Origin of the sequence: Roseateles chitinivorans (assembly GCF_050632235.1) — a bacterium.
Classification (GTDB): Bacteria; Pseudomonadota; Gammaproteobacteria; order Burkholderiales; family Burkholderiaceae_C; genus Roseateles; species Roseateles chitinivorans_A.
The window spans coordinates 100,975-120,761 of the sequence record NZ_CP192584.1; the positions used below are offsets into that span (position 1 = coordinate 100,975).

Below are 19,787 nucleotides of genomic sequence, written 5' to 3' on the forward strand. Positions count from 1 at the left end.
CTCCCGGTCGGTTCCAACTCGCTGAACCTTGATCTTTCAGAGTTCCGGCACTTGTGAGGGGCGCCCGCTTTGGTTAAAAGCCCCGCACCAACATAGAAGGGAAGCGTCCCACCATGCGATTCAAGCCCGCGGCACCCGCCGCCATCACCCTGGCCGTCCTGACCGCCCTCGGCGGCATCAACAACAGCGCCCTCGCGGCGCCGGCCGCGGCCGGCACCAGCGCCGTCTCCACCGTCGGCGGCACGCTCAACGTGAAGCTGGAGAAGGTGAAGCTGGCCAACGGCTTCGAGGTGATCCTGGTCGAGGACCACCGCCTGCCGCTGGTGGCCTTCAACCTGTGGGTGCACGCCGGGCCGCGCAACGAGGCCCCGGGCCAGACCGGCTTCGCGCATCTGTTCGAACACCTGATGTTCGCCGGTACCCGCCACATCCCGCGCGGCTCGGCCGACAAGATCATCGACGCCGCCGGCGGCACCGACTCCAACGGCTCGACCGACTTCGACCGCACGAACTACTTCTTCACGCTGCCGTCCAACCAGCTCGAACTGGGGCTGTGGCTGAAGTCGGACATGCTGGGCTACATGATCGACGAGGTCGATTCGGTCTCGCTGGCCAACCAGCAGGACGTCGTGCGCAACGAGCGCCGCCAGTCCGTCGAGAACCGCCCGTACGGCATCGTCGAGGAAGCGCTGTACCAGGCGCTGTTCCCCGAAGGCCATCCGTACCGCGCGACGGTGATCGGCTCGCACGCCGACATCCAGTCGATCAAGCTGAACGACGTCAAGGCCTTCGCCCGCAGCTACTACCGCCCGAACAACGCGACCCTCGTGCTGGCCGGCGACTTCGATCCCGCGCAGGCCAAGCAGCTGGTGCAGAAGTACTTCGGCCCGCTGAAGGCCGGTGACCCGGTGCCGCCGGTCAACGTCCCGCAGCCGAAGCTGACCGAGGAGAAGCGCGTCGAGGTCACCGACCGCATCGAGCTCCCGCGCCTGGACATCGCCTGGCACACCCCGGCCGTGTTCCAGCCCGGCGACGCCGAGCTGGACCTGGCCTCGCACGTGCTGGGCGGCGGCAAGTCCAGCCGCCTCTACAAGACGCTGGTCTACGACAAGCAGCTGGCGCAGTCGGTGCAGGTGCAGCAGTACTCGCTGTCGCTGGGCTCGGTGTTCTCGGTCGAGGTGATCGCGCGTCCCGGCAAGTCGCTGGACGAGATCCAGAAGATCGTCGACGACGCCGTCGCCGAGCTGTCGGTCAATCCGCCCACGCCCGAGGAGATGGGACGCGCCCGCGCCGCCATCGAGACCAGCACGCTGGCGCGCCTGGAGAAGGTCCAGGCCCTGGCGGACCAGATCAACTACTACAACCAGCAGGCCGGCGATCCCAACTACATCGGCAAGGACCTGGCGCGCTACCAGTCGATCACGCCGGAGAAGATCCGCGACGTCGTCGCCCAGCAGCTGAAGAAGAACGCCCGCGTCGTCGTGCTGGCGACACCCGGCGAGCAGAAGCTGGCGCCGGAGGTGCCGACCCCGCCGATGCCCGAGAAGGCCGCCAAGGGCGAGCGCGAGTCGATGAACCCCGACGTCGCCTGGCGCAAGACCCAGCCCAAGGGCGGCAAGGCCAAGGCCTCGGTGCTGCCGGAAGGCAAGCGCCTGACGCTGGCCAACGGGCTGACGCTGATCCACGTGCCGAACCCCGGCCTGCCGCTGGTGAGCGCGACGCTGGTCGTGCGCGCCGGTCAGACGGCCAATCCGACGGACCGTCCGGGGTTGTCGAGCTTCACCGCCGGCATCCTGCAGCAGGGCACGCAGACGCGCACCGCGCAGCAGATCGCCGACGAGGCCGCCGCGCTGGGCGCGGCGATCAGCACCGGCGCCGGCCGCGACGAGGCCCGCATCGAGGCCAGCAGCCTGAAGCGCAACTTCGCGCAGACGCTGGCGCTGATGGCGGACGTGACGCTGCATCCGGCCTTCGACGCCGCCGAGATCGCCCGCCTGCAGAACCAGCGCCTGGCCGCGCTGCAGCAGCAGCGCGAGCAGGCGCCGGCCGTGGCCTCGGTCGTCGCCAACCGCGTGATCTACGGCGAAGGCCATCCGCTGGCCAAGGCCGCCATCGGCGACGAGGCCTCGATCAAGGCCACCGACGCCGCCGCGCTGCGCCAGTTCTGGTCGACGCACTACCGGCCCGACCAGGCCGCGCTGGTGGTCGCCGGCGACATCTCGGCCGACGAGCTGAAGTCGCTGGCCGAGCGCCTGTTCGGCAACTGGCAGCGTCCGGCGACGGCCGCCGCCGCGGTCGACACCGGCGCGCCGCACCCGGTCGCCGCGCGTGTGATCCTGGTCGACAAGCCGAACGCGCCGCAGACCGCGCTGAGCGTCGTCGCCCCGGGCCCGAAGGCGGGCACGCCCGACGCCGAGGACATCAAGGTGATGAACGCCGCGATGGGCGGTCTCTTCACGTCGCGCATCAACACGCAGCTGCGCGAGGTCAAGGGCTACACCTACGGCATCTACTCGGCCTACACGATGAACCGCGACAGCGGCCTGTTCGGCATCCGCGGCAGCGTGCGCACCGACGTCACCGGCCCGGCGCTGACCGACATGTTCAAGGAGATCGACGGCATGCGCGCCAAGCCCATGGGCGCCGACGAGCTGAACCGCGTGCGCAACGCGCAGCTGCTGGCGCTGCCAGGGCTGTTCGACACCAACCGCGTCGTGGCCTCGAGCTACGCCAGCGAGTGGGCGGTCGGCGCGCCGGCGGACAGCATCACCTCGCTGCCGCGCAAGTACGGCGCCGTGAACGCGAGCAGCGCCTACAAGGCGACGAAGACCTACGTCGATCCCGCGGCGCTGATCGTCGTGGCCGTCGGCGACAAGACGAAGGTGCTGCCGCAGCTGGAGGCTTTCGGTCGCAAGCCGCTGGAGATCCGCGACCTGCAGGGCGCGCCGGTCGACGTGACCGCGCCGTCTGCGCCGGCCTCGGCCGCGAAGCCGTGACGACCTGACCCCCGCCCGCGCTGACAGCGCGCGGGGATCAACGCAAACGGGCGCCTCGGCGCCCGTTTTCCGTCGTGCCGCCGGACCGCCCGGCGAGCCTGTTCAACAGGTCATCGAATCGGCGGCGGCGGCGCGGTGTCCCTCATCGTGCGGCGGGATCACGACGGGGTCAGATGATCGAGGGCCTGCTCGACACGGCCGCGCTCATGCGTGCCGAGCCCGCGCGCGGCCTGCCGGTAGCGGGCGATGAGCTCGGGGTCGACCGGCATCCGCTCGGCCAGCGCGACCAGGACCTGTGCGCGCTCGAAATCGCCGTCCAGCCCGTCCATCGCGCCGAGCACGTTCAAGGCCACCGCGCGGTCGACCCGGTCCTGCTGCTCGATCAGCGTAACGATGACCGAGCGCCGCTCGAAGTCTCCGCCGATCTCCTTCACCGCCTGCTGCCAGGCGCCCAGCACCGCGTCGTCGCGAACCAGCTGCGGCGTGATCGCCTCCAGCACCTGGCGACGCTCGAAGTCGCCGTCGACCTGGTGGACGGCGGCCAGCACCTCGCGCTGCAGCGCCGGCGACAAGGCCCGGTGCTCGACGATCGCCTGCAGTGCGGAGCGGCGCTGGAAGCCGTCGGCCAGGCGGCCGGCGATGGCGATCAGCCGCGACAGCGTCGCATCGTCCTGCGGACCTGTCGCCAGCAGCGCATCGAGGCGGCTCTTGCGGACGAAGGGATCGGACGGCTTCTCGATGTCCGCCAGCACCGCGGCCACCCCGCCCCGCGCCTGCAGCCGGCGGGTCCGCGCATCGCTGCCCTGCGTCGATTCGGCGAGCAGCGCGATCTGCCCGCTCAACCATTCCTGTCCGGCGTCGTCGAGCGCGTGCGCATCGTCGTCGATCCAGTAGCGGCGCACGGTCCCGCCCTTGCCGTCGCTGACGATCTCGGCGCGGCGCGTCACGCCGTGCTGTGTCTCGGAGATCTCCAGCTTGCGGTCCAGCGACACGATGTCGGTCTCCTCCGCATTGAAGACGATGTCGCCGTCGAAACGGACGCGCCGGTCGTGGTCATCGGTGATGCTGACGATGCGCGTGACCTTGCCGGTGCCGAGCACGGACGACACGGCGCTTCCCACGCTGCCCAGGTCGAAGTTGATGGTCGGCGCCTTGCCGATGACCAGCATGGGCACCGCCAGGGCGAGCACGCACAGGCCGGACGCCAGCGCCAGGCGACCGAGCCGGCGTCGGACAGGGGTGGATTCGGACATCGGGGACTCCTCCAGCAGCGCATGCATGCGCGTCATCAGCGGGGATCGGGTGGCGGCCATCGCGCTGGCCAGCACCGGCATGGGACGCGACCCGCGGGCCGCCGGGGCACTGTCGCGCGCGCAGACGTAGAGACTCTCGGCGAGCGGCATCGCGCCGGCCTCGACGGCCGCCCAGCGGTCGCAGGCGAGTTCCGCCAGCAGGTCCAGCCGGCGCATCGCGAGACGGTTCATCGGTTGCAGCCAACCCAGCTGCGAGACCCACCTCGCCGCCAGTCGCCAGGCCAGATCGCGGCGGCGCAGGTGCGCGATCTCATGGGCCAGCACGGCCACGCGCTGCTGACCTTCCAGCCGGCGCATCAGCGCGTCGGGCAGGCAGATCTGACCGCCGGGCGCGACCAGCGGGCTCGCCCAGGTCGCGCTGACACGCAGCGTCGGCACCTGCACGCCGGCCTGGTGGGCCAGTTCCGCGGCGGCCTGCCGGAGCTCGTGGTCCTCGCTCTGCGGCAACGCGCGCACCTCGCGCCGCAGCGCGAGCCAGCGGACCAGGGTGAGGCCCAGGCCCAGCAACGCGACGAGCGGCCACGCGAGCAGCAGCGCCGCGAGCATGTCCTGCAGCACCGCGCGCCGCGGCATCAGGGGTCGTCCTCGACGATCACCGGGCGATCCGAGACCGAGGCGACCGCGTGCGGACGATCGGCGTCGCCCGCCGTCCCATCTGCGGGCATCGGATCGGCTGACATCGCATCGGCGGACAGGGCCGCCGGCGGCTGGGCCTCGCTTGCCGGCGCCAGGGCGGCGCCGGACGTCGAGATCCACGCGTCCGGGAGCGCAATCCGCGTGGCCTGCGTCAGCGGCTGCACGCTCGCCGTCAGCACCGCGCCGAAGAAGGCCGCGCGCCAGAAGGCTTCGCGCCATGCGGGATGCTTCAGCCAGCCGGCGCGCTCCAGCGCCCAGACACCCCCGAGCAGCACGGTGCTGTGCAGCAGGTAGTTCAACAACCAGCCGGTGAGGGCTTCAATCATGGCGGCCTCCCTTGCTCTTCAGCAGGGCGCGCATCTTGGCGAGGTCATCGTCGCCGAGGTCGCCCTCCTCGACCAGATGGCTCAGCAACGCCTCGGGCCGGCCGCCGAAGAGCGTGCTCAGCAGCCCCGACACCATCGATCGCTGCACCGCCGGCTCGCTGACCGCGGCGCGGTAGACCAGCGCACGGCCGTCGCGCTCGCTGGCGATCAGGCCGCGCTTCTCCAGGCGCGACAGCAGCGTCGCCACGGTCGTGTGCGCGAGCGGGCGCTGCTGGTCGCGCAGCGCTTCCGCCACCTCGGCGGTGCTGGCCTGCCCGCGCGCCCACAGCACGCGCATCAGCGCCAGCTGCAGCTCGCTGAGCGACACGTCGCCCTTGCCGTCGTCGTTGATCGACTCGTCCATCATCGGATCCTGTATTTCTACACCTGTCGTACTACAACTGTAGAAGATCCGACATGGACGCCGCAAGTGCCGGGTTCTCGGGACAAACCCGGAACCCGGGCTTCCGCACTCCCTCGGCCGCTGGCCCTCACCCCCGCCCTCCCCGCAAGCGGGAGAGGGAGTCCGACCGGCGTCCTTCTTGTGCTGCTCCCGCTCACGTGAAACCCCCTTCTTTCACCCTCTCCCGCTTGCGGGAGAGGGAGGGGTGAGGGCCAGCAGCCGAGGCAGTACGCCACCCGCTCCCTCTGCCACGAACAGCATGGGTGACAGGGGCGTGCCAGGACATGGGTAACACCCGTGCCAGGAGATGGGTGACACCGCGAAGGCTGTCCTTGCGGCTTTCGATGGCCCCGGCGCGGCGGCGGCGGCGGGGCATCGGTCAGAATCCAAGACCTATGACCGACCTCAGCGCCTACATGACCGGCGTCGGCGAGGCGGCCCGCGCGGCCGCGACGCTGATGGCCGCCGCCCCGACCGCCGCCCGGAACCTCGCCTTGACGGCCCTCGCCCGCCGCCTGCGCGAGGCCGGCCCGGCGCTCGCGACCGAAAACGAACGTGACCTCGCCGCCGCGACCGCCGCCGGCCTGGAAGCGCCGATGGTCGACCGCCTGCGCCTCACTGCGAAGGTGCTGGCCACGGTCGCCGAAGGCTGCGACCAGATCGCCGCCATGCCTGACCCCATCGGCGAGATCACCGGCATGAAGCGCCGTCCGACCGGCATCAGCGTCGGCCAGATGCGCGTGCCGCTGGGCGTGTTCGGCATGATCTACGAGAGCCGCCCCAACGTCACCATCGAGGCCGCCTCGCTGGCGATCAAGAGCGGCAACGCCTGCATCCTGCGCGGCGGCTCCGAGGCGCTGCACAGCAACCTGGCGCTCGCGGCGCTGGTGGCTGACAGCCTCGAGGAAGCCGGGCTGCCGCGCGACGCGGTGCAGCTGATCAACACGACCGACCGCGCGGCGGTGGGCCTGCTGATCGCGATGCCCGCCTACGTCGACGTCATCATCCCGCGCGGCGGCAAGGGCCTGATCGAGCGCATCAGCCGCGAGGCCCGCGTGCCGGTGATCAAGCACCTGGACGGGAACTGCCACAGCTATGTCGACGCCGAGGTCGACCTGGACCTGGCGGTGACCGTCGTCGACAACGCGAAGACGCAGAAGTACAGCCCCTGCAACGCGACCGAGTCGCTGCTGGTGCATGCGAAGCAGGCGGCGGACTTCCTGCCCCGCATCGGCATGGTGTTCGCCGCCAAGGGCGTGGAGATGCGCGGCTGCGAACGCACGCTGGCGCTGCTGGAAGCGGTGCCGCGCGACCTGCTCAGGCCCGCGACGCCCGAGGACTGGGACACCGAGTACCTCGCGCCCATCATCAGCATCAAGGTGGTGGACTCGCTCGACGAGGCCATCGCGCACGTCAACCGGCATGGTTCGCACCACACCGACGCGATCCTGACGACCAACCACGTCAGCGCGATGCGCTTCCTGCGCGAGGTCGACTCGGCCAGCGTGATGGTCAACGCGAGCACGCGCTTCGCCGACGGCTTCGAGTACGGCCTGGGCGCCGAGATCGGCATCTCCACCGACAAGTTCCACGCCCGCGGCCCGGTGGGCCTGGAGGGACTGACGTCGATGAAGTGGGTGGTGCTCGGCCAGGGCGAGATCAGGCACTGATCCCGCCCGAGCCTTCCAGGTCGCTGCGCGCCAACGCCAGCGTCAGCACGCTGCACGGGCCCTTCGCGGGCCCGTGACCGTTCAAGGCATGCCCGAGACGGCGGCGTCCTTCGGCACGCTGATCTTGTAGACCGCCTGGAAACGCTGCGTCTGGTTCGGCGCCAGCGGCAGTTCCCACATCTGGATGCCGGGCTGGTCGCGCCAGCCGGCCTTCGTCACCGGCGGCGTGAACTGCGCCTGCACGCGGATGTCCTCGTGCTCCGGCACCGGCGCGGCCTCCAGGACCTGGAGCGTCACCGGACGGCCGCGCAGGTTCTCGACCTGCCACTGCCGGGTCACCACGACCTCGCGGCGCGCGCCGATGAAGCCGCTGTTGGCGCCGTCGCGCTTGTCCGGATCGACGCGCACGCGCAGGCGCTCATCGGTACCGAAGGGCAGCGTCCAGGTGGTCTCGGTGCCGAACTGCAGCGTCGTCTCGCCGATCAACGCGTTGTCGCGGAAGAGCTGCACCGGCCCCGACGGCCATGAGCCCTGCGGGCGCGGCAGTTCGGCGATCAGGTAGGCGGCTTCCACGGTCTTGGGCTGGACGCGGGCCAGCAGCCGCGGCTCCGCCGCGATGCGGCCCAGCGTGACCGTCGACATCGCGCCGTCGGCGCGCAGCGTGACGCGCTGCGGCAGTTCGTACTCGGCGCCGAACTCGCCCTCGAAGACACTCGGGTCGAAGCGCACCGGCGGCGCGACCGACGACCCGGTGATCTGGACGGTGTTCAGATCCGCCACGGGCGCCGGCACGGGTGCCATGGCCATCTTCGGCGCCATCACGATGCGCGACCGGGAGGCACGCTCCGCCATCTCCTGATAGCGCTCCGCCGCCATGCCCAGCGTCCAGGCGTCGAGCGGCGCGACCGACACGGTCTGGCGCGGCGGCACGGTCGACAGCTTCAGCTTCACGTCGATCCAGTCCTCGCCGCTGGTCTGCGCGATCTGCGCCAGGCGCTCGATCGACAAGGCGGTGGCCGTCGTGTCCAGGCGCGCGCGGTACTGGGGCTGCCAGCCGGCGCTCGGCACGCGGTAGGACAGTCCGATGTCGCCGCCCTGTGCCGTCGACAGCCGCAAGGTCACGACCGACACCTGCGCCGAGGCCGTCGGCGCCTCCGTCCTCGCAGCCGTGAGTTCGTTGCCCAGGTCGACGAGGCGCTCCCTCAGCGCCTGCTTCCTCATCGTCAGGTCCTGCGCGTTGCGGCGCAGCGTGTCGAGGCTCGCCGCCAGCGCGGGTCCCGGCCGGGCCTCGCGGTCCGACAGGCCCTTCAGGTAGCCGAGCGCGAGGTCGACGCCGGCGATCTCTGCCTCCACGGCGGTGCGTTGCTGTTCGATCTCGCGGACGCGCGGATCGCGCTGGCGGCATTCGGGCAGCGTGTCGCGCGCGGCGCGCTCGATCTTGAGTTCGCCGAGGTTGACGCCCGCCGGTGCCTGCACCTGCAGCGCATCGCGCTCCAGACCGGCCGGCAGGCAGGCGAAGCGCGCCTGCGTCGCCCCGGCCGGCACGCGCAGCGTGCGATCGACCTGGGCGCCGCCCGGATACAGCAGCACCTGGGCGATCGCGGACGCGGGCTGGGATGACGATCCGGCGGCGGGTCCTGTCGCCGCGACGGCCGGCGCGGTGAACGCGGCCAGGCCGGGGATGACGGCGGCGATGGCGCCCGCCATGAACACTCGTTGCATTGCTTTTCCTCCTTGAGGCCGGTGACGCTATCACGGTGCTGGCACACTTCCGGCCTGCCGCTTTCCCCGACAACCGCGGGTCCCCTGCCCGCCATCTCCCCATGTCCGACGCCGCCACCGCTCCGATCCCCGCCGTCCACGCCTCGCGCCGCAAGGCGCTGGTGCTGTTCTCCGGCGGCCAGGATTCCACCGCCTGCCTGGCCTGGGCGCTGGACCGCTTCGCGGAGGTGGAGACGCTGGGCTTCGACTACGGCCAGCGGCACCGCATCGAGCTCGACTGCCGCCAGACCGTGCGCGCGCAGATCGCCGCGCAGTTCCCGCACTGGGCGGCCAAGCTCGGCGAGGACCACCTGCTCGACCTGAGCCTGCTCGGGCAGATCTCCGACACCGCGCTGACGCAGGAGCGCGCGATCGAGCTGCAAGCCAACGGCCTGCCGAACACCTTCGTGCCCGGCCGCAACCTGCTGTTCCTGACCTTCGCCGCGACGCTGGCCTATCGGCGCGGGGCCTCGGTGCTGGTCGGCGGCATGTGCGAGACGGACTTCTCCGGCTATCCGGACTGCCGAGACAACACGCTCAAGGCGCTGCAGGTCGCGCTGAGCCTGGGGCTGGACACGCCGATGACGCTGGACACGCCGCTGATGTTCCTGACCAAGGCGCAGACCTGGGCGCTGACGGCATCGCTCGGCGGCGAGGCCTTCAACGACCTGATCATCGAGCACACCCACACCTGCTACCTCGGCGAGCGCAAGACCCGGCACGCCTGGGGCTGGGGCTGCGGCCACTGCCCGGCCTGCGAGCTGCGCGCCAAGGGCTGGAACGAGTTCCAGCTCGGCCAGTCGACCACCCCGGTCGTGGCGCCCTGAGCACCGTGCCGCGGACGACGCCATGAACGACGTGACCGGATGGCACTTGAACTGGTGGCTGTGGGGCCTGGCCGCCGTGCTGGCGTTCTGGAGCATCGGCGCCTACAACCGCGTGATGCTGCTGCGCAACGAGATCGGCAAGGCCTTCGCGCAGCTGGATGACGCGCTGACGCGCCGCTTCGCGCACGGTGACCTGCTGCTGGAGCGCCTGCGCGACCGGCTGCCGAGCGAGCAGGCCAGCCTCGACGCGCTGGCCGCCGCGCAGGCGGAAGCGAAGGCCGCGACGCAGGCGGTGCGGACCCGGCCGTACGCGGCCGATCCGGTGGCGCAGCTGGCGATCGCCGCGGCCGTGCACGGCGCCGCGCTGACGCGGATGGTGTCGCTGGTCGAGCACCACGCGGAACTGAGCAGCGATCCGGACCTGGGCGGCGCCGTCGACGAACTCAAGATGATCGACCGCCAGCGCGCGTTCTCGCGTCAGGTCTTCAACCAGGCGGTCGACGCCTACAACGCGGCGATCCGGCAGTTCCCGACCCGCGTGCTGATGAGCTTCGTCGGTTTCAGCGAAGCGCGCAGCCTCTGAGCGGCAACGACAAGGGCCCGTCAGGCGGGCCCTTTCCACCGGTCGCGGGAGCGATCAGCCCTTCTTGTTCTTCATCAGCGCCAGGAACTCCGCGCGCAGCGTCGCATCCTTCAGGAAGGAGCCGCGCATGACGCTGTTGGTCATCGTCGAGTCCATGTCCTTGACGCCGCGCCAGTGCATGCAGAAGTGGTCCGCATCCATCACGATCGCGAGACCATCCGGCTTGACGCGGTCCTGGAGCTCGTTGGCCAGCATCACGACCGCCTCTTCCTGGATCTGCGGACGGCTCATGATCCACTCGGTCAGGCGCACGTACTTGGACAGGCCGATCAGGTTCGAATGCTCGCTCGGCAGCAGGCCGATCCACACCTTGCCGATGATCGGGCACAGGTGGTGCGAGCAGGCGCTGCGCACGGTGATCGGGCCGACGATCATCAGCTCGTTCAGGCGCTCGGCGTTGGGGAACTCGGTGACCGGCGGCGGCGGCGCGTAGCGGCCCGCGAAGACCTCCTTCACGAACATCTTCGCGACGCGCTTGGCCGTCTCCTGCGTGTTGTGATCGCTGACGGTGTCGATCACCAGCGACTGCAGCACCTCGTGCATCCGCGCCTGCACCTCGGCCTGCAGCTGGTCCAGCTCGCCGGCCTCGATGAACTCGGCGATGTTGTCGTTGGCGTGGTGGCGCTTGCCAGCCTTCACCAGCCGGTAGCGGATGCGGTCCGATGTGGGCAGCGCGGCCAACTCGTCGGGGCTCAGGGTCAGGGTGCTCGTCATGGGCAGGATTGTCGCGGCTTCCGAATGGGATGGCGAAAGCTAGGTGCTTCAGTGCGAGTTGCCAAGCGCGGGCACTCCACGGTGCAGGGGGCATCGCGTCCGCGAACCCCCAGCACCATTCCGGCCCCACAAGCGCTCGCTGCCATCGCCACTAAACTCCACCGGTGTCTGCCCCCTCCCCAAAGAATCCTTCCGCCGGCGGTGCGCCGCCGCTTCATCGGCTCCTGACCGGTGCCGCCGACGCGGTCCAGGCCGTGCGCGACGGCCACTCGCTGACCGAGTGGCTCGCACGGAGCCCCGCCGATATCCGCCCCGGCGTGCAGGCGTTGAGCTTCACCGTGCTGCGCCGCCTCGGCGCCGCCCAGGTGGTGCGCGCCACGCTCGCGCCCAAGAATCCGCCGCCCCGCGTGGACGCGCTGCTGATCACCGCGCTGGCGCTGCTGTGGCCGGGCGAGACCGCCTACACCGACCACACCTTGGTCGATCAGGCCGTGCATGCCGTGCGCCAGCGCGCGCCCAACAGCGCGGGCTTCGTCAACGCAGTGCTGCGACGCTTCCTGCGTGAGCGGGAGGCGCTGGTCGCCGCCGCCGAAGCGGATCCCGTCGCCCGCTTCAACCATCCGCGCTGGTGGCAGGACCGCCTGCGCACCGACTGGCCCGCCGAGTGGCAAGGCCTGCTTCAAGCCAATCAGCAGAAGCCGCCGATGACGCTGCGGGTCAATCCGGCGCATGACGACCTGCCGGGCTACCTCGCCCGTCTGCGCGAGGCCGGCATCGCCGCGCACCCGGCCGGCGCGCTGTTCCCGCAGGCCGTCGTGCTCGACGAGCCGCGTCCGGTCCAGGCCCTGCCCGGCTTCGACGGCGGACATGCGTCGGTCCAGGATGCGTCGGCACAGCTGGCCGCCCCGCTGCTGCTGGGTCACCGGCAGCCGCAAGATCTGTCCCCGGGCGAGGCATGGCCGCAACTCGGCGAGGGCGCGCGCGTGCTCGACGCCTGCGCCGCCCCCGGAGGGAAGACCGCCCACCTGCAGGAACTTGCCGGCAACCGCCTCGATCTGCTGGCATTGGACGCCGATGCCAAGCGGCTGGAACGGGTGAGCCAGAACCTGCAGCGGCTGAAGCTCGAGGGCGCCGTGCGCGCCGCCGACGCCCGCGACACCGCCGCCTGGTGGGATGGCCGTCCCTTCGACGCCATCCTGCTGGACGCGCCGTGCAGCGCGTCGGGGATCGTGCGCCGGCATCCGGATGTGCGCTGGCTGCGCCGGCCCGACGACATCCCGTCGCTCGCACGGATCCAGGCCGAGCTGCTGGAGGCCCTGTGGCCGCTGCTCAAGCCCGGCGGCCGGCTGCTGTACGCGACCTGCTCGGTCTTCAAGGCGGAAGGCCAGGACCAGATCGACGCGTTTTTGCAACGCCATGGCGATGCGCGGTCACGTCAGTTCGACCAGGGGGCCGGGCATCTGCTGCCGCTCGCGGACAATGGTCCGCAGGACTCCGCATCCGGCGCGCCGGCCGTCACCGACGGCTTCTATTACGCGCTGCTGCAGAAGACCTGACCCGAGAACTTCCCCCTGAATCCGCCCGCGTGTCCCCGCCGTCCCGTTCCGTTCCGCTGCGTTCCTGGTGGCAGCGCCTGACCCTGGTCGGCGCGCTGCTGGCGCTGCACGGCTGGGCGCTGGCCCAGGGCGTGGCGCTGCAGGCCCTGAACGCAGAGCGCGTCGAGGACGGACTGGCCGTCAGCTTCAGCACCCGCTTCGAGTTGCCCCGGCAGGCCGAGGAGGCCCTGCTCAAGGGCGTGGCGGTCTATTTCGTCGCCGAGGTCCAGGTCTTGCGCAACCGCTGGTACTGGCGCGACGCCCGCGTCGCGCAGGCCAGCCGGACCTGGCGCCTGACCTGGCAGCCGCTGACGCGCCAGTACCGCGTGAGCACCGGCGGCCTGCACCAGAGCTTCGACACGCTGGGCGAGGCGATCGCCTCACTGCGCGGCGTGTCCGGATGGCGCGTCGCCGAGACCAAGGACATCGAGGACGACGGCCGCTATTACCTGGAGTTCAGCTACAAGCTGGACACCGCGCAACTCCCGAGACCGATGCAGATCGGCCTGGGCGGCAGCCAGGGCTGGACCCTGGGCGTCGACCGCAACCTGACGCTGACCCTGGAGGCGCCGTCCACGCCGCCTCCCAACCGGCCGCAGCCTTGAACACGCGCACACTCGCGAACCTGGCCTTCATCCCTCTTCCGTCGCCCGTCCGCCGCTTGTCCGCCGTTCCTCCCATCCCCCTGATCCAGCAAGGACCCTGACCCGTGACCAAGTCGGCCCGCCTGGCGTGGTTGATCTCCCTGACCGCGATCGCGGGCGCCATCGGCATGCTGGTGTTCCTGCTGTCCATCAGCACGACCGCGCAGCGCGGCTTCCTGGAACGCCACTACGTCTGGCTGTTCTGGGTCAACGTGGCGGTCGCCACGGCGCTGATCATCGTCATCGGCGTCGCCGGGACGCGGCTCGCGCTGCGGGTGAAGCGCGGACGCTTCGGCAGCCGGCTGCTGCTCAAGCTCGCCGGGATCTTCGCGATCGTCGGCGTGGTGCCGGGCCTGCTGATCTACACGGTGTCCTTCCAGTTCGTGAACCGGAGCATCGAGAGCCTGTTCGACCAGCGCCTCGCCAGCGCGCTGGAGGCCGGCCTGGCGCTGGGCCAGGACACGCTGGAGAACCTGCGCACGGAACAGACCGTACGCACCCGCGCCGCCGCCGAACGCTGGGAAGACGGCGCGCTGGCCCCGCTGGCGCTGGAGCGCCTGCGCGACCAGATGGGCGCGCGCAGCGTCGCGCTGGTCGCGGGCAACGGCCAGGTCATGCTGTCCGCCGGCGGCGAGTCGAGCGAGATCCCCGCCCGCCCCAGTGCCGCGCTGATCTCGCAGGCACGCAGCAATGGCATCGCGTCGCGGCTCGAAGGGTTGGAGGACGAGCAGCTGGCGGTACAGGGCGAGGCGCGGATCCGGTCGCTGGCGCTGCTGCCGAGCAGCGCGCTGCAGCTGACCAACAGCGACCGCTACCTGATGGTCGTCAAGCAGATCTCCGGCAAGGTGATCAGCAATGCGCTGAACGTGTCCGCGGCCAACCAGGAGTACCTGCAGCGCTCGCTGCTGCGCGACGGCCTGCGGCGCATGTACCTGAACACGTTGACGCTGGTGCTGATCCTGGCGGTGTTCGCGGCGCTGCTGCTGGCGGTGGCGCTGTCCAACCAGCTGGTGCAGCCGCTGCTGCTGCTGGCCGAGGGCATGCGCGAGGTCGCGACCGGCGACCTGAAGGCCAAGCCGGTCTTCCGCTCGCGCGACGAGCTCGGCGGGCTGACGCGGTCGTTCGCGGACATGACGCAGCAGCTGGCCGATGCGCGAGCGCTGGTCGAGCTCAGCGTGACGCAGCTGGAGCGTGCGCGCACGCATGTGCAGACCATCCTCGACAACCTCACGGCCGGCGTGATCGTGTTCGATGCCGAACGCCGCATCGAGACCGTCAATCCCGGCGCGACGCGCATCCTGAAGCTGCCGCTGTCGGCCTACGTGGGCCGGCCGCTTGAGGACCTGCCGGTACTGGCGGCCTTCGGCAAGGACATCTGGCAGCGCTTCGAGCTCCAGAGCAGCCCCGAGGCCGGCGAGCGCGAGCACTGGCAGGATTCGTTCGAGCTGCAGCTCGACGAGAAGACCGCGCTGACGCTGCTGGTGCGCGGCGCGCTGCTGCCGCAGGACGCGCGGCTGCTGGTGTTCGACGACATCAGCGAGGTCGTGTCGGCGCAGCGCTCCGCGGCGTGGAGCGAGGTGGCGCGGCGGCTCGCGCACGAGATCAAGAACCCGCTGACGCCGATCCAACTGTCGGCGGAGCGCCTGCAGTTCAAGCTCGAGTCCAAGCTCGAGGGCACCGACCAGGCGATGCTGGTGAGATCGGTGGGCACCATCGTCAACCAGGTGCAGGCGATGAAGCAGCTGGTCAATGAATTCCGGGACTATGCTCGGCTCCCGGCGGCCAAGCTGGCGCCGCTGGACCTGAACGGACTGGTGGCCGAAGTGCTGACGCTGTACGCCGAAGCGCAGGAGGCGGGCCAGTTGACGGCGGACCTGGCGACGGACCCGCCGCTGATGCTGGGCGATGCGCCGCAGCTGAGGCAGGTGATCCATAACCTCGTGCAGAACGCGCTGGACGCGGTCAGCCATCAGCCGGACGGACACGTGACGGTGCGGACCCAGAAGGCGTTGACCGAATCCGGCGAGCTGCGGGCGCTGCGGCTGGTGATCGTCGACAACGGGCCAGGTTTTGCCGAGAACGTGTTGAAGCGCGCCTTCGAGCCTTACGTCACGACCAAGACCAAGGGCACGGGGCTGGGGCTCGCGGTGGTGAAGAAAATCGCCGATGAGCACGGGGCGCGCATCCGCTTGGTGAATCTCCCAGCGTCCAGCGGTACCGACCTGCCGCCGAGTGGCGCACAAGTTTCGTTATCATTTTCAAAACTCGCGACTGCACCGAGCCCTGCGCAGGACGCGCCTCGGCCGCGTGAACAGTAGGCATACATGGCAACCATTCTTGTTGTTGACGACGAACTGGGCATCCGGGCCCTCTTGTCCGAAATCCTCTCCGACGAGGGGCACACCATCGAACTCGCACAGAACGCCCAGCAGGCGAGGGCGAGCCGCGAGCGTGCGCGCCCGGACCTGGTGCTGCTGGACATCTGGATGCCGGACGTCGATGGCATCACGCTGCTCAAGGAGTGGGGCAGCACCGGCCAGCTGACGATGCCGGTCATCATGATGAGCGGCCACGGCACGATCGACACGGCGGTCGAAGCGACCAAGTTCGGCGCGATGGCCTTCCTGGAGAAGCCGATCACGCTGCAGAAGCTGCTGCGCGCGGTCGAGCAGGCGCTGGTGAAGACCACGCCGCGGCCGGCACCACCGGCGGCGCCGGTGATCGGCACGGTGATCGGCAACAGCTACCCGCGTCCCGAGACGCTGCCGCCCATCGCGACCGGCACCCTGCCGGTCCAGACGGCGGGCCTCGCGCCGGTGACGCCGCTGCCGCACCAGGGCTTGGCATCGGAACAGGTCTTCGAGCTCGACCGTCCGTTGCGCGAGGCACGCGATGCGTTCGAGAAGAGCTACTTCGAATTCCATCTGGCCAAGGAGAACGGCTCGATGACCCGCGTGGCCGAGAAGACCGGCCTGGAACGCACCCACCTGTACCGCAAGCTCAAGCAGCTCGGCGTCGATTTGTCGAGAAACAAGCGCGGCAGCGGAATTTAGTGCTATAGTCGCTGTCTTCGTTGTTCGGCACAGGACGCAAGACCTGGAACAACGGAGCGAGACCCAGTCTCACGGCCAAGTAGCTCAGTTGGTAGAGCAGCGGATTGAAAATCCGCGTGTCGGTGGTTCGATTCCGCCCTTGGCCACCAGATTCAAGAAAGCCCGGCTCTGCCGGGCTTTCTGCTTTCTGTCGACGCGCTGTCGATCAGTCGTCGTCGAGGTCGTCGGCCATCACCGCGTGATGATGTCCCGATGCATTGGCGCCAGCAGCGCCAGCAAGCGGTTCTGCACCGTGAACGGCACCTTCTGGTCGTCCATGGCGAACTGCAGGTCCTCGACCAGCGCATTGAAGTCAGCCTTGTCCAGCGCCAGGTGCGCATGGGACTTCACCATCGTCTCACCGTCGTAGACGCAGGGTCCGCCGCTGAGTTGGCAGAACTGCTTGCGGATCGATTCCTTCAGCGCCTTCGGATTGACGCCGTCGAACTTCTTCTTGATGCGGTCGTCCGCATACGCGCGATCGATCATGCCGTCGACGATGCGCGCGATGCCCTCCTCGCCGCCGAGCGAGCGGTAGAGCGCGTCGTCCGCCGCGTTGGCATGGACACCCACGCCGATCAGCAGCGCCAGCGCGCCGGCCGTCCAGATCCTTCGAGCAGATCGCATCGTCCAGGCCTCCTCGTCGATTCGTCGTGACGGCGCCAGCACCGCGCCGGGGATCAGTACGCGAACTGGATCGACCCGTAGACCCCGCGCTGACGACGCGGCTGGATGCCGGGCACCACGCGCCCCAGGTCCACATACGCCGCCGTCAGCGAGACATGCTTGCTCGGCGCCCAGGCGACGAACACATCTTTCCAGTCATCCTCACGCAGCCCGTCGCCGAGGGCGGACGGATTGAGCTTGTCGGGCTTCATCCGGTACTCCGCGCCGATCGCCCATTCCTTGTTGATCAGGTACGCGACCGAGATCTCAGGCATCAGCGAATACCGACTGCTGGCCGTGCCGCCGAAGCCCAGCAGGCCGTTCTGATTGGCCCGCGTCGCGCGCAGCGTCACGTTCACCAAGGTGCTTTGCGCAAGGAACAACTTGGTGGCGCTCAGGTACACGTCCACGCCGTTGCGCTTGGCGCCGAGCGCACCCAGCGTCGGCGCAAGACCGCCAGCATCGAGGTGCTTGTACTCGACCCCCAGCGCGATCTGCGGCATCCAGGTGTCGGCATCCAGTACGGCGTCGCCGCCCAGCCGGACCTTCGCGCCGAGGATCGTCTGCTTCAGGCGGAGCCCTGGCAGCCCCAGCGCCGCGCCGGTGCCGCCAGCGCTGAAGTCCTGCTTCGCGAGAGACAGTTCGGCACGCTCGCCGAAAGCCACGGAGGCGCCGTAGCCGGACAGGCTGTAGTCCTGCACCGGCAGGCGCGTGAAGTAGGCCGTGGCGCCGATCTGGCCGCTGGTGGCATAGCTGCCGGTCAGCGCCCACGGGGTCAGGCCGCCACCGGCCGCGCCGTCGATGCTGCTCACACCACCGGTCAACAGCAGCTTGCCCTGCGCCTGCGCGGCACAGGCCAGCGGCACGGCCAGCAACAGGGAGGCAAGCGTTCGAATCATTACCAGGCGCCCGTGTTGGCCATCGAGATCCACGGCTCGGCCGGTGGCAGCGCCGGGCCGTCCTGCAGCAGTTCGACGGAGATGTTGTCGGGCGAGCGCACGAAGGCCATGCGGCCGTCACGCGGCGGGCGGTTGATCGTCACGCCGGCGTCCATCAGTCGCTGGCAGGCCGCGTAGATGTCCGGGACCGCATATGCGACGTGGCCGAAGTTGCGGCCGCCCGTGTAGGCCTCGGGATCCCAGTTGTAGGTGAGTTCGATCTGGGCATCCTCATCGCCGGGCGCGGCGAGGTAGACCAGCGTGAAGCGACCCGCCTCGTGCTCGCTGCGGCGCACTTCCTGCAGTCCCAGCGCGTCGCGGTAGAACTTCATGGAGGCTTCGATGTCGGTCACGCGGACCATGGTGTGCAGATACTTCATGAGCGTTCGGCGGATGGCTTTGGAACAAGAGGAAAGAGGAATGACGCATTGTGGCCGTCTCCGGCCCGGCGCGCATGTCCCGGGGCCATGTGCGAGCGCCGCGCGTCTTCGAGCGGAAAAGAAAAGGCCCGCATCAGCGGGCCTTCGTGCGATCGGGTGGCGCGCGGGGTCAGGTCGCCTGCGGCGCGGCGTCGCCGCCCTGCGCCTGCTGCGCTGCCTGGGCCAGGCGCTGCGTCAGCTCCTTGCGGAAACGGTTCAGCTCCTGGACGCTGGCGAAGCTGCGCTCCATCAACAGGCTCATGTTGTGCAGGATGCGCTCGACGACCTTGTTCTCCCACACGGTGTCGAACTGGATCTGCTTGTCCAGCCAGCGCTCCAGCCATTCCGGATCCGGCAGGCGGCTCTGGATGGTGTCGCGCGGGAACAGCTTGGCGTTCACGTGCAGGTTGGTCGGGTGCAGCGCCTGCGCCGTGCGGCGCGCGGACGCCATCAGCACGCCGACCTTCGCGAACGCGGCCTTCGCCTCGTCGCCGAACTTGGTCATCGCGCGCTTCATGTAGCGCAGGTAGGCGCCGCCATGACGGGCCTCGTCGCGCGACAGCGTTTCGTAGATCGCCTTGATGACCGGCTCGGTGTGCCATTCGGCGGCACGGCGGTACCAGTGGTTCAGGCGGATCTCGCCGCAGAAATGCAGCATCAGCGTTTCCAGCGCCGGCGCCGGGTCGAACTCGAAGCGCACCTCGTGCAGCTCGGCCTCGGTCGGCACCATGTCCGGACGGAAGCGGCGCAGATACTCCATCAGCACCAGCGAATGCTTCTGCTCCTCGAAGAACCAGACGCTCATGAAGGCCGAGAAGTCGCTGTCGTCCTTGTTGTCGCGCAGGAACATCTCGGTCGCCGGCAGCGCGGACCACTCGGTGATCGCGTTCATCTTGATCGTGCGCGCCTGGTCGTCGGTCAGCTTGGACGCGTCGAACTTGTCCCACGGGATATCCGTGTCCATGTTCCAGCGCACGGCCTCGAGTTGCTTGAAGAGTTCGGGATAAAGCATCTGTCTGCGTCCTGTTAAGCGCGGCGGATTCTACCGGCCGCACCATGACATTCCCTTACGCCATCGGCTCGTGGGGCGATCTGGCCTAATCGC

16 protein-coding genes, 1 tRNA gene and 2 pseudogenes are annotated in these 19,787 nt (G+C 69.6%); 10 read left to right on the top strand and 9 right to left on the bottom strand.

All coding sequences use genetic code 11. The annotated features are described in order from the left end of the window. Nucleotides 1-113: 113 nt before the first annotated feature. The gene (locus ACQ859_RS00340) at nt 114-2,996 is read left to right on the top strand and encodes a M16 family metallopeptidase (protein ID WP_431264121.1); all 2,883 of its coding nucleotides are present in this window, start codon (nt 114-116) and stop codon (nt 2,994-2,996) included. 158 nt (nt 2,997-3,154) lie between these two features. Here ACQ859_RS00340 and ACQ859_RS00345 read toward each other — a convergent pair whose 3' ends face one another. From ACQ859_RS00345 to ACQ859_RS00355, 3 genes are read right to left on the bottom strand one after another with little or no spacing between them, the layout of a single operon-like run. Continuing rightward, the gene (locus ACQ859_RS00345) at nt 3,155-4,882 is read right to left on the bottom strand and encodes a M56 family metallopeptidase (protein WP_431264122.1); all 1,728 of its coding nucleotides are present in this window, start codon (nt 4,880-4,882) and stop codon (nt 3,155-3,157) included. Further along, nucleotides 4,882-5,271, bottom strand: coding sequence for a hypothetical protein (locus ACQ859_RS00350; protein ID WP_431264123.1), 390 nt, complete (start codon nt 5,269-5,271; stop codon nt 4,882-4,884). The genes ACQ859_RS00345 and ACQ859_RS00350 overlap by 1 nt, the downstream gene beginning before the upstream one ends. After that, the gene (locus ACQ859_RS00355) at nt 5,264-5,674 is read right to left on the bottom strand and encodes a BlaI/MecI/CopY family transcriptional regulator (RefSeq protein WP_431264124.1); all 411 of its coding nucleotides are present in this window, start codon (nt 5,672-5,674) and stop codon (nt 5,264-5,266) included. The genes ACQ859_RS00350 and ACQ859_RS00355 overlap by 8 nt, the downstream gene beginning before the upstream one ends. Before the next feature lie 434 nt (nt 5,675-6,108). On the opposite strand from ACQ859_RS00355, the gene ACQ859_RS00360 reads away from it, so the two are divergent. Next, a complete protein-coding gene (locus ACQ859_RS00360) occupies nt 6,109-7,383 on the top strand; it encodes a glutamate-5-semialdehyde dehydrogenase (RefSeq protein WP_431264125.1) in 1,275 nt (424 codons plus the stop codon). Between the two features lie 81 nt (nt 7,384-7,464). Here ACQ859_RS00360 and ACQ859_RS00365 read toward each other — a convergent pair whose 3' ends face one another. Further along, nucleotides 7,465-9,105, bottom strand: coding sequence for a DUF4139 domain-containing protein (locus ACQ859_RS00365; protein WP_431264126.1), 1,641 nt, complete (start codon nt 9,103-9,105; stop codon nt 7,465-7,467). 101 nt (nt 9,106-9,206) lie between these two features. Between ACQ859_RS00365 and queC the strand changes: the two genes are divergently transcribed. Beyond that, a complete protein-coding gene (gene queC, locus ACQ859_RS00370; RefSeq protein ID WP_431264127.1) occupies nt 9,207-9,971 on the top strand; it encodes a 7-cyano-7-deazaguanine synthase QueC in 765 nt (254 codons plus the stop codon). Between the two features lie 22 nt (nt 9,972-9,993). After that, nucleotides 9,994-10,554 carry a LemA family protein gene (locus ACQ859_RS00375; RefSeq protein WP_431264128.1) on the top strand — a complete coding sequence of 187 codons (561 nt, stop codon included), beginning with the start codon at nt 9,994-9,996 and terminating at the stop codon, nt 10,552-10,554. Nucleotides 10,555-10,608: 54 nt separating this feature from the next. On the opposite strand, the gene folE is transcribed toward ACQ859_RS00375, so the two are convergent. Further along, entirely contained in the window at nt 10,609-11,328 is a 720-nt protein-coding gene (gene folE, locus ACQ859_RS00380; protein ID WP_431264129.1) for a GTP cyclohydrolase I, read from the bottom strand. Between the two features lie 164 nt (nt 11,329-11,492). On the opposite strand from folE, the gene rsmB reads away from it, so the two are divergent. The 6 genes and pseudogenes from rsmB to ACQ859_RS00410 all read left to right on the top strand — a co-directional run bounded on the left by rsmB (nt 11,493) and on the right by ACQ859_RS00410 (nt 16,769). Further along, entirely contained in the window at nt 11,493-12,884 is a 1,392-nt protein-coding gene (gene rsmB / locus ACQ859_RS00385) for a 16S rRNA (cytosine(967)-C(5))-methyltransferase RsmB (protein ID WP_431264130.1), read from the top strand. Nucleotides 12,885-12,913: 29 nt separating this feature from the next. Then, nucleotides 12,914-13,528, top strand: a complete 615-nt coding sequence (locus tag ACQ859_RS00390; protein ID WP_431264131.1) for a DUF4390 domain-containing protein — start codon at nt 12,914-12,916, stop codon at nt 13,526-13,528. A gap of 104 nt (nt 13,529-13,632) precedes the next feature. Next, on the top strand, nt 13,633-15,885 hold the full coding sequence (locus tag ACQ859_RS00395; protein ID WP_431264132.1) for an ATP-binding protein: 2,253 nt from the start codon (nt 13,633-13,635) through the stop codon (nt 15,883-15,885). Nucleotides 15,886-15,891: 6 nt separating this feature from the next. Beyond that, nucleotides 15,892-16,173 (top strand): annotated as a pseudogene (locus tag ACQ859_RS00400) (response regulator); the annotation flags it as partial. Between the two features lie 261 nt (nt 16,174-16,434). Beyond that, nucleotides 16,435-16,620 (top strand): annotated as a pseudogene (locus tag ACQ859_RS00405) (helix-turn-helix domain-containing protein); the annotation flags it as partial. Between the two features lie 73 nt (nt 16,621-16,693). After that, a tRNA-Phe gene (locus ACQ859_RS00410) sits at nt 16,694-16,769 on the top strand. 82 nt (nt 16,770-16,851) lie between these two features. On the opposite strand, the gene ACQ859_RS00415 is transcribed toward ACQ859_RS00410, so the two are convergent. From ACQ859_RS00415 to ACQ859_RS00430, 4 genes are all read right to left on the bottom strand, one after another. Beyond that, complete coding sequence (locus tag ACQ859_RS00415; RefSeq protein WP_431264133.1) at nt 16,852-17,286, bottom strand: group I truncated hemoglobin; 435 nt, start codon at nt 17,284-17,286, stop codon at nt 16,852-16,854. A gap of 53 nt (nt 17,287-17,339) precedes the next feature. Next, nucleotides 17,340-18,224 (bottom strand): DUF3034 family protein, encoded by an 885-nt coding sequence (locus tag ACQ859_RS00420; RefSeq protein ID WP_431264134.1) that lies wholly within the window; start codon nt 18,222-18,224, stop codon nt 17,340-17,342. Next, complete coding sequence (locus ACQ859_RS00425; protein ID WP_431264135.1) at nt 18,224-18,643, bottom strand: VOC family protein; 420 nt, start codon at nt 18,641-18,643, stop codon at nt 18,224-18,226. The genes ACQ859_RS00420 and ACQ859_RS00425 overlap by 1 nt, the downstream gene beginning before the upstream one ends. A 169-nt stretch (nt 18,644-18,812) precedes the next feature. Beyond that, nucleotides 18,813-19,694, bottom strand: a complete 882-nt coding sequence (locus ACQ859_RS00430) for a ferritin-like domain-containing protein (protein ID WP_331615247.1) — start codon at nt 19,692-19,694, stop codon at nt 18,813-18,815. Between the last annotated feature and the right edge of the window lie 93 nt (nt 19,695-19,787).